We start from the raw sequence: 14012 nt of genomic DNA on the forward strand, positions 1-14012 counted from the left end.
CTTTCACCGCGACATTGGCATCACCTTCATCCACGTCACCCACAGCCAGACCGAGGCGATGGCGCTGCCCGACCTCCGCCGTGGTGATGACCCAGGGCCGGATCGAGCAGGCCGGACCGCCGCGCGAGCTGTTCACCCAGCGNCGCACCGCNTTCGTCGCCCGCTTCATCGGCGGCCACAACGTCATCGAGGCCGGTGCGATTGGCGGTGGCGTGGCAGGCGATGCCGGCCGTTGTGCCGTACGGGCCGACCGCATCCAACTGGGCGGTGGCGGCCTGCCGACCGAAATCCAGGTGGAGGGCACGGTTCGGTCGCTGGAGTATCACGGCGCCTCGGTGCATCTCAACCTCGACGTTGCCGGCGCCGACGAGTTCGCCGTCGTGCTGGACGAGGCCCGCTATTTCGATGCGCCGGTCGGCGTGGGCGACCGTGTGCTCGCCGGCTGGAGCCGGCGCGACGTCCACCCGCTGGTGGCATGACCCTTTCCAAAAACCACCCATCAAAAAACAACACGACGAACAGACTGGAGGCTCAGCGATGACCGAGACCCGTACTCCTTCCAAGCCCGCAACGCTGTCGACCGGCGTCAGCCGCCGCACCCTGCTGAAGGGCAGCGCCGCCGTGGCCGGTGCCGCCGTCGGCTCGGGCGCCATCACCGGCTTCCCGACGATCTGGGCGCAGAACATCAAGAACGTCACGCTGCGCCAGTTCGGCACCGGTGTGTCGAACCTGAATGCGGTCGCCGACAAGGTGAAGGAGGATCTGGGCTTCACGTTGCAGATGACGGCGCTGGATTCCGACGCGGTGACCCAGCGCGCGGTGACCCAGCCGAAGTCCTACGACATCGCCGACATCGAATACTGGATCTGCAAGAAGGTGTTCCCGGCCGGCGTCATGCAGCCGATGGACGTGAAGAAGATCAAGAATTTCGACAAGATCGTCCCGATCTTCATCACCGGCAAGCTGACGCCGGACAGCGCCATCGCCCAGGGCACCGCTCCCCACACCGTCGGCTTCGTCGAGGGCAAGGACAGCACCAAGTTCGCCAAGTCCCAGACCGAGTGGATGACGCTGATCCCGACCATCTACAACGCCGACACGCTGGGCATCCGCCCCGATCTGGTCGGCCGGCCGATCTCCAGCTGGAAGGACCTGCTGGACCCTGCCTTCAAGGGCAAGGCGTCGCTGCTGAACATCCCGTCCATCGGCATCATGGACGCCGCCATGGTCTGCGAGGCGATGGGCGAGATCAAGTATGGCGACAAGGGCAACATGACCAAGGAGGAGATCGACAAGACCCTCAAGATCATGACCGACGCCAAGAAGGCCGGCCAGTTCCGCGCCTTCTGGAAGACCTTCGACGAGAGCGTCAACCTGATGTCGTCGGGCGAGGTCATCATCCAGTCGATGTGGTCGCCGGCCGTCGCCGCCGTGCGCGCCAAGGGCATCCAGTGCGTCTACCAGCCGCTGAAGGAAGGCTATCGCGCCTGGGGCGGCGGTCTCGGCATCGCCAAGCATCTGAGCGGGCTGGAGCTGGAAGCGGCCTATGAATACATCAACTGGTACCTGTCGGGCTGGGTCGGCGCCTATCTGAACCGCCAGGGCTATTACTCGGCCGTGCTCGACACCGCCAAGCAGCACATGTCGCCGGAGGAATGGGCCTTCTGGATGGAGGGCCAGCCGGCCAAGGCCGACATCCTCAGCCCCGAAGGCAAGGTGATGGAAAAGGCCGGCGCGGTGCGCGACGGCGGCTCGTTCCAGGACCGCATGGGCCGCGTCGCCTGCTGGAACGCGGTGATGGACGAGGACCGTTACATGGTCCGCAAGTGGAACGAGTTCATCGCCGCGTAAGTGTCGTCATTTTCGCTTCCGAGACCGTGTGTATCCCCTCTCCCCCCGGGGAGAGGGTTAGGGTGAGGGGGTCGCGCGGCGAGGATCTTCAAGAGTCGCGCACTCTCCGCTCTCTGTTATGTGCACGCAATGCATCCCCCTCACCCCAGCCCTCTCCCCGGGGGGAGAGGGGGACAATCGCCGTCACCATCCACTGCAGGACCCCGCCCATGACCCTGACCGCCGAAACGTCCCGACCGTCCGTCACGGCCGCCGCCGGCAGGGCGCGGCGTGGCCGCCTGTTGCCGCGCGTCGCTCCCTATCTCCAGGCCGCACCGCTGACCGTCACGCTGCTGCTGTTCCTGCTGGTGCCGATCCTGACCATCGTCGCGGTCAGCTTCTGGGATTACGACAGCGTGCGCATCTATCCCGACTTCGTGCTGACCAACTACAGCGAGCTGCTGACCTCGCCGGTCACCTGGAAGACCTATCTGAACACGCTGAAATACGCCGCACTCACCTGGGCGATCACGCTCGGCATCGGCTTCACGGTCGCCTATTTCCTGGCCTTCCATGTGCGCTCCACCACCTGGCAGATGGTGCTGTTCCTGGTCTGCACCATTCCGTTCTGGACCTCCAACATCATCCGCATGATCTCGTGGATCCCGTTCCTGGGGCGCAACGGACTGCTGAATTCCGGGCTGATCTCCGCCGGGGTCATCGATGAACCGCTGGAGTTTCTGCTGTTCTCCGACTTCTCGGTCGTGCTCGCCTTCGTCCACCTGTATGCGCTGTTCATGGTGGTGCCGATCTTCAATTCGATGATGCGCATCGACCGCGCCCTGATCGAGGCGGCACGCGACGGCGGCGCAAGTGCCGCGCAGACGCTGTGGAACGTCATCCTGCCGCTGACCAAGCCCGGCATTGCCATCGGCTCCATCTTCGTCGTCACGCTGGTGATGGGCGACTTCATCACCGTGCGGCTGATGAGCGGCGGGCAGAGTGCCTCCATCGGCCTGATGATCGCCAACGAGATCTCGCTGCTGCAATATCCCGCCGCCGCCGCCAACGCGGTCGTACTGCTGGCCGTCGTCCTGATCATGGTGGTGGCGATGCTGCGCGTCGTCGACATCCGCAAGGAGCTGTGAGAGATGAACACCTCCCGTCGCGGCCTGTCCTTCTACTTGCTGGGGGCCTTTTTCGCGCTGTTCGTGCTGTTCCTCTACGGCCCGACGGCGACCATCCTGATCCTGTCCTTCCAGGGGCCGGAGGGCGGGCTGACCTTCCCGATGAACGGGGTGTCGCTGCACTGGTTCCGCAACCTGTTCGAGCAACAGGCGGTCGGCGATTTCGGCGGCTCCTTCCGCCGGTCGATCGCGCTCGGGCTGATGGTGATGGTGCTGACCGTGCTGTTCTCGGTGCTGGCCGGCTTCGCCTTCCGCCACCGGTTCCGCGGCAGCGGGGCGATTTTCTATCTCGCGGTCGCCAGCCTGATCGTGCCGTCGATCCTGGTCAGCCTGGGCATCGGCCTGTTCTTCAACATCCTGGGGCTGGAGCCGTCCTGGTACAGCTCGGCGCTGGGCGCGCATCTGACCTGGACGCTGCCCTTCGGGCTGCTGATCGTCTTCGCCATCTTCAACCGCTTCAACCCGGCCTATGAGGAGGCGGCGCGCGACCTTGGCGCCTCGCCCTGGCAGACGGTGCGGCATGTGGTGCTGCCGATCCTGCTGCCCAGCCTGATCGGCGTCGGGCTGTTCGGCTTCACCCTGTCCTATGACGAGTTCGCCCGCACGCTGATGACCGCCGGCAGTTTCAACACGTTGCCGCTGGAGATCTACGGCATGACCACCAACGTCACCACGCCGGTGCTCTATGCGCTGGGGTCGCTGACGACGGTCTTCTCCTTCACCGTGATCGGCCTGTTCTTCCTGGGCCTGATCCTGCTGCGCCGCCACCGCCTGCGCCGAAGCGGCGCCTAAGGACTGCCAACACATGCGTATTCTGGTCGTCAACCCGAACAGCACCGCCTCGATGACCGCGCGGATCGGCGCCGCCGCCCGCAGCGTTGCCGCCTCCGGCACCGAGATCCTGGCCGACAACCCGCCGTCCGGCCCGGCCAGCATCGAGGGCTATTACGACGAGGCGCTGGCCGTTCCCGGCATGCTGGCGGTGATCGACCGGCACCAGCGGGAGAGCGGCATCGCCGGAACGGTGATCGCCTGCTTCGACGATGTCGGATTGGACGCGGCGCGCAGCCTCGCGACCGCACCGGTGGTCGGCATCTGCGAGGCGGCGATGCAGACCGCCGGGCTGCTCGGCGGCCGGTTCAGCGTGGTGACGACGCTCGCCCGCTCGGTCCCGGCGCTGGAACGGCTGGCCCGGCGCTACGGCATGGGAGGACGCTGCACCATCCGGGCAGCCGGGGTGCCGGTGCTGGCGCTGGAGGATCCGGCCTCCGGCGCGGTGGAGCGCGTTCGCGCCGAGATCCGCCGGGCGATGGAGCAGGATGGTGCCGAGACCATCGTGCTGGGCTGCGCCGGCATGGCCGACCTCGCCCGGTCCCTGAGCGATGAGATGGGCCTGCCGGTGGTGGATGGCGTCACCGCCGCGGTGAAGCTGGTGGAGGGGCTGGCCGCCCTTGGACTGCGCACCAGCAAGGCCGGCGGCTATGCGCCGCCGCTGCCCAAGCTCCGGTGACTCTTCCACCTTAAATCCGCCGCGGCTCCGGGAGGTCCGGTGTCGCGATGCCCGGCAGTCCGGTCTGGACGGAGAGTGCTCCATCCGCCTGTCCGCCCAGGATGCGGCGGGCGGCGTCGGCGCATTGGCTGCGCAGTTCCGGCACGGCGGTCATTTCCCAGAAGGGAGCCTTGGCGACCGGACCGAAGGCCAGCAGACACGGGGAGGGGATGCCGTCGGCGGCGATCACCGCACCGCTCTCCGTCACGTCCAGCCCGAGCCGCAAGATGTCCGGCCGGGCGAGGCCGCGGTCGAGCAGCGACCGCACCAGCGGGTGGCGGATGCGGGTGTAGTCGCAGTTGGTGCCGGTGGCGTTGATCAGCGCGCCTGCCGACAGCACCCGCTCCGCTCCGCCGCCGCGTTCGGTGACGGTCAACGCAAGCCCGCCGGCGGTGAGTGCCGCATCTTTCAGGCGGCCGGCCAGGATGCGCAGGCGGCCATCGGCGCGCGCGGCGGCGATGCGGTCGGCGACCTGCGGCGCCATGCGGTGGCGATGGACCTCCCAGAAGGGGCGGGCGTGGCGCAGGAAACGGCGGCGTTCCTCCATCGGCAGATGCGCCCAGATGCGGTGATGGTGCGGCCGCAGCGCGTCGAAGGCCGAGCGCCAGTCATAGCCGGCCGCGGCCGCCCGACGTGCGTCGGCCTTCAGGGCGATCAGCACGTCGAGAACCGTGCTGGGCAGCACCTCGGGATGCAGGAAGGAGGTGTAGGGCCGTGTCTCCTCATGGCGCAGCGGCAGCAGGCCGCGGCGCGACACCGCGGTGATCGGCCCCTGGTGCCCCTGGTCGAGCAGCGACAGCACCGTGTCAACCATGGTCAGGCCGGTGCCGAGGATCGCGACAGGGGCCTCCCGGTCGATGCCGCCGATGGCGGCGGCATCCCACGGGTCGCCGATGAAACGGTCCGACGCGAAGGCCTCATCCGCCGTCGACGACGCCAGGCAGGGCGGCGAGGGCGGAAAATTGCCGATGCAGAGTGCGGCAGTGTCGGCGCTGACCACCCGGCCGTCACCGAGCCGGACATGGACCGCCGGCCTGCTGCCTGACGGGGGTTCGGTGCGGACGTCCATCGCCTCGCCGCGGATCACGTTCAGGCGCGCATGGGCAGGGGCCTCCGCCTGCGCTTCCGCCAGCACATCCTGGATATAGGCGCCGTACAGCGCGCGGGAGGCGAAGGCGTGGCCGCTCGGCGGCATCGGCTGTTTTCCGGGCGGCTCATCTGGCGTCGGCCCGTCCGCCCGGCTCCACAGCCAACGCAGGAAATGGCGCGGGTCGTCGGGATAGGCGCTCATGTTGTAGGCACGGACATTCAGCACATGCGCGCCGTTCGGGGTGGAATAGGCGAGGCCGGTGCCCGGCCGGTGCCCGTATTCGATCAGATGGACCACCAGCGGCACCCGGGTTCCCCGCAGCAGATGGGCGGCCAGCAGGCTGCCGGTGAAACCGGCGCCGATGATGGCGATCTGGCGAGGCTGGTTGAAGGCTTCGGATGTGGGCGCGCCCGGGGGAGAGAAGTGAGGCGTTGCAGGCATCGAAGTCCGTCCTTCCGTGAGTCATTCCGGAAAAGGCCGGCCGTTGGCGGCTGTTCCCAAGGACGTCATGTCCTGACGGGCCATGGAATTCGCGTCGGCCGTGTGTCTGCTCGGTCCGCTTCGTTCCTCTCTGAATATCACAGGGCGCTGGACCCGCGCCATCGGCCGAACGGCAAACACTATTCCAAAAGTAGGGATTCGCCTATTTTTTACGCGATGCGGCTGGCATCATCCCGGTCGCCAAGCGCACGCCGATATGGCACATGCGCTTGTGCGCGCTCGACGACGGGCGCTACGCTGCAGGCCCCATCAGGAGCCCCGCCCCCATGCCAATGCCGACGATGTCAACGCCGACCATGTCGCCCGCCTCCCCTGCGTCCGCTTCCGACCGGCTGGAGGCTGCGCTTGCCCGGATCGCCGATCCGCAGCGGCAAGGTGCCCTGGTCTTCACGGACATCTATGCGGAGGAGGCCCGTGCCGCAGCGGCGGCCAGCGACCGCAGGGCGACGGCGGGCCGGACGCTGGGTCCGCTCGATGGGCGGATCGTCTCGGTCAAGGGGCTGTTCGATGTTGCCGGCGACACCACCGCGGCCGGCTCCGCCATCCTGCGCGGCCGGCCGGCCGCTGGGCGCGATGCCCGTGCGGTTGCCCGGCTGCGCGCCGCGGGTGCGGTGATCGTCGGCCGCACCCACATGACGGAATTTGCCTTTTCCGCCGTCGGCATCAACCCCCATTGCGGCAATCCCGGAAACCCGCGCGACCGTTCGCGGGTGCCGGGCGGCTCGTCGTCCGGCGCGGTGATCTCGGTGGTCGACGGCATGGCGGAGATGGCGCTGGGCAGCGACACCGGCGGGTCGTTGCGCATTCCGGCGGCGCTGTCGGGGGCTGTCGGATTCAAGCCGACCGGTGGACGCCTGCCGGCCGCGGGCGCCTTTCCACTGTCGGCGACGCTGGACGTGATCGGGCCGATTGCCGCCAGCGTCGCCGATGCGGCGCTGCTGGACAGCATTCTTTCCGACGGCGATCCGGCGCCGTTTGGCGCGCTGCCGCTTGCCGGGCAGTCCTTCCTGGTGCCACGCGGGCGGCTGTTCGACGGGGTGGAGCCTGCCGTCGCCGCCGGCTTCGAGGCGGCGCTGGACCGGCTGCGCGCCGCCGGGGCGCACATCGTCGACGGGTCCATCGAGGCGGAACTCGACGCGCTGGCGGAACTTGACCGCATTGGCGTCTTCACCGCCATCGAACTGGCGGCGACCCTCGCCGATCTCGGCATCACCGCGTTCGACGGCATCGATCCCAAGACCCGCGCGCGGATCGAGGCCGGTGGCAAGGCGCCCGCCGCCGATTATGTCCGCATGCAGCGCCGCCGGGCCGCGCTGATCCGTCTGATGGACGAGAGGCTGATCCGCCAGCCGGTCCTGCTGTTGCCGACCGTGCCGCTGACCGCCCCCGCCATCGCCGATGTACTGGACGATGCGAGCTTCCACCGCGTCAACATGGCGCTGCTGCGCAACACCCGCATCGCCAACCTGTTCGACCTGCCGGCCATTTCCCTGCCGGTTCCCACGGATGGACTGCCGGTCGGGCTGATGGCGATGGGGCGGCGGGGGAGCGACCGCAGCCTGCTGGGCATCGCCGCCGGGATCGAGAATGCACTCAGATAAGACAGGTGCCGGTCCGGTTCTCAGCCGTCACGACAGCCCGTATTTCCTGATCTTGTCGTGCAGCGTGGTCTTGGCGATCTGCAGGTCCTCCGCGGCGCGGGCAAGGCTGTGGTCGGTGCGGCGCAGGGTGTCGGCGATCAGGGCGCGCTCGAAGGCCTCCACCGTCTCGGCCAGCGGCCGGCCGGCGGCGGGGTGGGCGGTGGCGAAGGGGGGAAAGCCCTGCTCGATGCCCAGCACGCAGCGGTCGGCGACATTGTGCAGCTCGCGCACATTGCCGGGCCAGTCATAGGCCATCAGCCGGCGCATGCGCCCGGCATCCGGCGGCGGGACCGGGCGACCGTGGCGGGCGGCGGCCTGAAGGGTGAACTGCTCGAACAGCAGCGGGATGTCCTCGCGCCGGTCGCGCAAGGGGGGCAGCGGCAGGTTGGCGACGTTCAGGCGGTAATAGAGGTCGGCACGGAACCGCCCGCGGTCGGCCAGTTCGCGCAAGTCCAGCTTGGTCGCGGCGATCACCCGGCAATCGACGGAAATCGGCGTGTTGGACCCAAGCCGTTCCAGCGTGCGTTCCTGAAGCACGCGCAGGAACTTGATCTGCACCGGCATCGGCATGCTCTCGATCTCGTCGAGGAACAGGGTGCCGCCGTTGGCATGCTCCACCTTGCCGATGCGGCGCTTGCCGGCCCCGGTGAAGGCACCGGCCTCATGGCCGAAGATCTCGCTGTCGATCAGGCTTTCCGGCAGGCCGCCGCAGTTGATGGCGACGAAGTTGCCGCTGCGGCGCGGGCTGGCATCGTGCAGGCAGCGGGCGGCGAGTTCCTTGCCGGAGCCGGTCTCGCCATGGATCAGCACGTCGGCGGCCGACGTGGCAAGCTCGCCGATCAGCCGGCGCACCCGCTCCATCTGCGGCGATCCGCCGACCAGCCTTGCCTCGATGCTGTCGCGGTTCTGCAAACGGGCACGCAGCTCGCGCACCTCCAGCGTCAGGCGGCGCTTGTCCAGGGCGCGGCGCACCACCTCGACCAGATAGTCGGGGGAGAAGGGCTTCTCGATGAAGTCGTGGGCGCCCAGCTTCATCGCCTGCACCGCCATCGACACGTCGCCATGGCCGGTCATCAGCACCACCGGCAGGTCCGGATCGGCGGCCAGCAGTTCGGCCAGCAGGGCCATTCCGTCCATGCCCGGCAGGCGGATGTCGGTGACGACCACGCCGGGAAATCCATCGGCCACCAATCGGCGGGCGTTCTCCGCGCTGTCCACCGCTTCGGTCGGGATGTCCTCCAGTTCCAGCGCCTGCTGGCAGCCGAGGCTGACGTTCGGGTCATCCTCGACGATGAGCACTTTCAGGGGCAGGACCTTCAGGGGGATGGCGGCAGCGTCGGACATAGGAGGTCTCCGGCCTGGACGGCGGTCGGGTCGGTGGGCAGGGCGGCGGCGGGCAGGTCGATGGTGAAGACCGCCCCGCCATCCGGACCATTCGCCCCGGTCAGGGCACCGCCGAAGTCACGCACGATCCCGGCCGAGATGGCAAGCCCCAAGCCGAGACCGCCGCTCCCTTCCTTCGATCCGTCCTTCGCCGCCTCCTTGGTGGTGAAGAAGGGTTCGAACAGGCGGGGCAGCACCTCGGCGGGCAGGCCGGGGCCGTTGTCGGCCACCCGGATGCATACCCGGTCACCCTCCGTCCGGGCGTTCAGCGTCAGCCTGCCGTCCGTCCGTCCGGTCAGCGCGTCGAGGGCGTTGGCGACCAGATTGACCAGAACCTGCTCCAGACGGTTCGGATTGCACAGAGCGGCGACATCCTCCGGCGCATCGACCTGCACGGCGACACCGGACCGCCGCAGCCGCTGCTCCAGCAGGAACAGCGCATTGTCGATGGGCCGGCGAACCGCCACCGGACGAGGAGCGCCGGAGGATTTGCGGGCAAAGGATTTCAGCTGGCTGGTCAGGGCACCCATGGCGTCGACCAGATGGGCGATGCGCTCCAGATTGCCCTGCGCGGCGTCAAGGTTGCCGCGCTGGAGGAACTTGACCGTGTTGCCGGACAGGGTGCGCAGCGCCGCCAGCGGCTGGTTCAGCTCATGGGCCAGACCGGCGGACAGCTGGCCGATCACCGCCAGCTTGCCGGCATGGACAAGCTCGTCCTGGGCGGCGCGCAGGTTGCGGGTGCGCTCCTCCACCTTGCGTTCAAGGTCAAGCAGATGGCGGCGGCGCTGCACCCACATCAGCAGCAGGATGCCGAGGAAGGCACTGCCGACCGCGGCGAGGGCGGCACGGGTCCAGGCCATGCCGGTCACCTGATCGACCGGCGACAGCACGGTCATCGTCCAGCCGGTTCCATGCAGCGGTGCGGTCTGGGCGAGGAAGCCGCCGGTCACCGGAAAGACCGCTTCCTCCAGTTGACCATCGGCCGGGCGGGAGAGGCGCACCAGCTCGGCATCGGCGGCGATGCGGTCCAGCGCGGTCAGGCCGAGCGCTTGCAGCGGACGGGCGTTGTATTGCAGGGTCAGGTCGAAATGACGTCGGGTCGGCTCGTCCATCGGCCGCAGGGTGGTGAATTTCCAGGAAGGGACCGACGCCAGGATCACCACGCCGTTCTCGTCGGCGACCAGGACCGGCGCTTCCACCGTCGACCAGGATTGCTCCAGCTGTTCCAGGCTGACCTTCACCACCGCGACCCCGACGATGGCGCCATCCTCCGTCAGCGGCGAGGACAGGTAATAGCCGGCCTCCCCCCGCGTGGTGCCGACGCCGAAGAAGCGGCCCTGGCGGCCGGCGGCGGCCTCGACGAAATAGGGGCGGTAGGACAGATCCTCGCCGATGAAGCTGTCGGGGCGGTTCCAGTTGCTGGTTGCCAGCACCCGGCCCTGGCGGTTCAGCACATAGATCGACAGGGTGCCGGCCCGCTCGTTCAGCCGCTCCAGATAGCGGTTCAGCCCCCAGGCCAGCGGCGCCCGCCCGGTGACGAGATCGAGGACGTCGCGTTCCAGCCCCAGCGTCGCCGGGAAATAGGCGTATTTGTCGATCTCGCGTTCCAGGCTCTCGGCATAGAGGTCGAGCCGGTGGTGTCCGGTCTCCTGCAGGGCGGCGAGGCCCATCCCCTCGCTGACGCGGAAGCCCACCACACCGGCGAGCAGGGCCAGACCGGCAAGCGCCGGCAACAGGAGACCGATGGTGCGGAGGCGGCGGGCTGCTGGCATGAAAAAGGCGGGCAGGGACAGGGACCGCCGCATCATAGCAGAAGCCCCCCTTCCATTGCCCGCCCGTCTTCCGGCCCGGCCCGTCAGGATATCGGCCGGACTGTCGGCCCGTTATTCGGCAGCAGCCGGGGAGGGCAGGGCGGCGCCGGCCTCCTCGTCCTCTTCGGCGCCGAGGGCGTTCTCCCACTTGGCGACCACCGTGGTGGCGATGCCGTTGCCCAGCACGTTGGTGGCGGTGCGGCCCATGTCGAGGAAATGGTCGATGCCCATGATCAGCAGGACGCCGGCCTCCGGCAGGTGGAACATCGGCAGCACCGCGGCCACGACGACCAGCGAGGAGCGCGGAACGCCGGCGATGCCCTTGCTCGACACCATCAGCACCAGCAGCATGACGATCTGCTGTTCAAGCGTCAGCGGGATGCCATAGGCCTGGGCGATGAACAGCGACGCGAAGGTCGTGTAGATCATCGAACCGTCGAGGTTGAAGGAATAGCCGAGCGGCAGGACGAAGCCGATCACCCGGTCCTTCACGCCGAAGCCCTTCAGCTCCTCCATCACGCGGGGATAGGCGGACTCGCTCGACGCGGTGGAGAAGCCCAGCAGCATCGGCTGGCGCAGCGCCTTCACCAGACGGAAGACGTCGCCCTTCAGCACGGCGAAGCCGGCGAAGATCAGCACCGCCCACAGCACGGCCAGCGTCAGGTAGAAGCTGCCCATGAACTTGCCGTAGACCAGCAGCACGCCGAGACCCTGGGTCGTCACCACGTTGGCGACGGCGGCGAAGACGCCGATGGGGGCGAAGCGCATGACATAGTCGGTGACCTTCAGCATCACCGGCACGACCTCTTCGATCGAGCGGGCGAGCAGGCCGGCCTTGGTGTCGCGCAGCTGGCCGATGGCGAGACCGACGAAGATCGAGAAGATCAGGATCTGCAGGATCTCGTTGTTCGCCATCGCCTCGAAGAAGTTGCGCGGGAAGACGTGGGTCAGGAAGTCCTTCAGGTTCAGGGCCGAGGTCTTCAGACCGGCGCTGGCCGACGCATCGGGCAGCGGCACGCCGACATTGGCGCCCGGATGCAGCAGGTTGGCGAAGATCAGGCCGATGAACAGCGAGGCGAAGGATGCCATCAGGAACCAGCCCACCGCCTTGCCGCCGATGCGGCCGACGGTGCGGGCGTCGCCCATGCCGGCCATGCCGGCGACCAGGGTCGAGAAGATCAGGGGCGCGATGATCATCTTGATCAGGCGCAGGAAGATGTCCGTCACCATCGCGAAATAGCCGGCGATCTCCTTGGCCGCGGCCGCGTCGAACAGGCTGTTGCAGACATAGCCGGTGACGATGCCCAGCAGCATGGCGACGATGATCAGCGTCGTCTGTTTGTTCATGGTCCTACTACCTTACCTATTCCCGCCCGCCGTGAAGCGTCGGCCGGGTTGCGGTCGATGGGAACCGGCCCCGAACGGGGCGGGGCCGGGTGGCGGAACGGGTCAGCCGGCGGTGGCCAGCAGCCGCGGCTGGGTCAGCACCTCCGGCCGCAGAACCTCGGCCAGGGCGGCGGCGGTCATCAGGCCGCGCGCCTCCACCAGCTCGGCGACGCCCTTGCCGGTGCGATGGGCCTCGGCAGCGACCTCGGTGGCGTTGGCATAGCCGATGTAGGGGTTGAGCGCGGTGACGATGCCGATGGAGTTGCGCACCGAGGCTTCCAGATGGTCGCGATTGGCGCTGATGCCGTCGACGCAGCGGTCGGCCAGCACCAGGCAGCCCTGGCGCAGGTGGGTGATGCTCTTGAACAGGCTGTGGGCGATGATCGGCTCGAAGGCGTTCAGCTGGAGCTGGCCGGCCTCGGCGGCGAAGGTGACGGTCATGTCGTTGCCGATCACCTCGAAGGCGATCTGGTTGACCACCTCCGGGATCACCGGGTTGACCTTGCCCGGCATGATCGACGAGCCGGCCTGACGCGCCGGCAGGTTGATCTCGCCGAAGCCGGCGCGCGGGCCGCTGGACAGCAGCCGCAGGTCGTTGCAGGTCTTGGACAGCTTCACCGCCACCCGCTTCAGCACGCCCGACAGCTGGACGAAGCTGCCGCAATCCTGCGTCGCCTCGATCAGATTGGGGGCGGTGAGCACCGGCACGCCGCTGATCTCGGCCAGACGGCGGCAGACCAGCGCGGCGTATTGCGGGTGGGCGTTGATGCCGGTGCCGATGGCGGTGGCGCCCAGGTTGATCTCGCGGATCAGCAGGGCGGCCTCCTTCAGCCGCTCCTCATCCTCGGCCAGCATGACGGCGTAGGTGGAGAATTCCTGGCCCAGCGTCATCGGCACGGCGTCCTGCAGCTGGGTGCGGCCCATCTTCAGGATGTCGCGGAACTCGTCGGCCTTGCGCTGGAAGGCGGCGCGCAGATGGCCCATCGCCTCGACCAGCCGGAAGATGCCGGTGTAGGTCGCCAGCTTCAGCGCCGTCGGATAGACGTCGTTGGTCGACTGGCTCATGTTGACATGTTCGTTGGGGTGCAGCTGGGCGTAGTCGCCGCGGCCATGCCCCAGGATCTCAAGCGCCCGGTTGGCGATCACCTCGTTGGCGTTCATGTTGGTCGAGGTGCCGGCCCCGCCCTGGATCACGTCGACGACGAACTGGTCGTGCAGCTTGCCGGCGCGGATCTCGCGGCAGGCGGCGGCGATGGCGTCGGCCCGTTCGGCGGTCAGCAGACCCAGCTCATGGTTTGCGCGGGCTGCCGCCATCTTGATCTCGGCCAGCGCGCGGACCAGATCGGGGTAGTGGGAAATCGGCGTGCCGGTGATCGGGAAATTCTCGACAGCGCGCAGGGTGTGGACCCCGTAATAGGCGTCGGCCGGGACCTCGCGGTCGCCCAGCAGGTCGTGTTCGGTGCGCGTTGTGGCAGGCATCGGACGTTTCGCTCCCTTGGTTTGAGACCGTCCCGTCTGCGCGGGACGCAACCGGTAAGGAGCAACCGCCATGCCAGCGCGGCCGGGCAGGATGTCCCGGCCTAAGCCTTTGATCCTGCTGCATAGGATTGCTGGTGAGAGCCGCGGGTCGTCGGA

The 14012-nt window shown here is 68.2% G+C and carries 11 protein-coding genes; 6 read left to right on the top strand and 5 right to left on the bottom strand.

Features of this window, described 5'->3' with window-relative positions; translation table 11 throughout:
• The 5 genes from I71_RS28875 to I71_RS28895 form a co-directional block, all read left to right on the top strand.
• Positions 1–479: TOBE domain-containing protein (locus I71_RS28875; protein WP_244434122.1), on the top strand; the 479-nt coding region annotated here is incomplete at its 5' end.
• A 58-nt stretch (positions 480–537) separates the two neighbouring features.
• Positions 538–1851 (top strand): PotD/PotF family extracellular solute-binding protein, encoded by a 1314-nt coding sequence (locus I71_RS28880; protein WP_042702434.1) that lies wholly within the window; start codon positions 538–540, stop codon positions 1849–1851.
• A 209-nt stretch (positions 1852–2060) separates the two neighbouring features.
• Positions 2061–2978, top strand: a complete 918-nt coding sequence (locus I71_RS28885) for an ABC transporter permease (protein WP_042702437.1) — start codon at positions 2061–2063, stop codon at positions 2976–2978.
• Between the two features lie 3 nt (positions 2979–2981).
• Positions 2982–3809 carry an ABC transporter permease gene (locus I71_RS28890; RefSeq protein ID WP_042702441.1) on the top strand — a complete coding sequence of 276 codons (828 nt, stop codon included), beginning with the start codon at positions 2982–2984 and terminating at the stop codon, positions 3807–3809.
• Positions 3810–3822: 13 nt separating this feature from the next.
• Positions 3823–4527: an aspartate/glutamate racemase family protein gene (locus tag I71_RS28895; RefSeq protein WP_042702445.1), complete on the top strand. Its 705-nt coding sequence runs from the start codon at positions 3823–3825 to the stop codon at positions 4525–4527.
• 10 nt (positions 4528–4537) lie between these two features.
• Here I71_RS28895 and I71_RS28900 read toward each other — a convergent pair whose 3' ends face one another.
• Entirely contained in the window at positions 4538–6097 is a 1560-nt protein-coding gene (locus tag I71_RS28900; protein WP_049976386.1) for an FAD/NAD(P)-binding protein, read from the bottom strand.
• A gap of 341 nt (positions 6098–6438) precedes the next feature.
• Between I71_RS28900 and I71_RS28905 the strand changes: the two genes are divergently transcribed.
• Complete coding sequence (locus tag I71_RS28905; protein WP_042702459.1) at positions 6439–7758, top strand: amidase; 1320 nt, start codon at positions 6439–6441, stop codon at positions 7756–7758.
• Between the two features lie 27 nt (positions 7759–7785).
• Here the strand turns inward: I71_RS28905 and I71_RS28910 are convergent, their stop codons facing one another.
• The 4 genes from I71_RS28910 to aspA all read right to left on the bottom strand — a co-directional run bounded on the left by I71_RS28910 (position 7786) and on the right by aspA (position 13856).
• Positions 7786–9141, bottom strand: a complete 1356-nt coding sequence (locus I71_RS28910) for a sigma-54 dependent transcriptional regulator (RefSeq protein WP_042702447.1) — start codon at positions 9139–9141, stop codon at positions 7786–7788.
• The gene (locus I71_RS28915; protein ID WP_244434123.1) at positions 9114–10988 is read right to left on the bottom strand and encodes an ATP-binding protein; all 1875 of its coding nucleotides are present in this window, start codon (positions 10986–10988) and stop codon (positions 9114–9116) included. The genes I71_RS28910 and I71_RS28915 overlap by 28 nt, the downstream gene beginning before the upstream one ends.
• A gap of 75 nt (positions 10989–11063) precedes the next feature.
• Complete coding sequence (locus I71_RS28920) at positions 11064–12338, bottom strand: dicarboxylate/amino acid:cation symporter (RefSeq protein WP_042702450.1); 1275 nt, start codon at positions 12336–12338, stop codon at positions 11064–11066.
• Positions 12339–12440: 102 nt separating this feature from the next.
• Positions 12441–13856: an aspartate ammonia-lyase gene (aspA, locus tag I71_RS28925; RefSeq protein WP_042702453.1), complete on the bottom strand. Its 1416-nt coding sequence runs from the start codon at positions 13854–13856 to the stop codon at positions 12441–12443.
• Positions 13857–14012 lie beyond the last annotated feature (156 nt).

Source organism: Azospirillum sp. B506 (genome assembly GCF_000333595.1).
Lineage (GTDB): Bacteria > Pseudomonadota > Alphaproteobacteria > Azospirillales > Azospirillaceae > Azospirillum.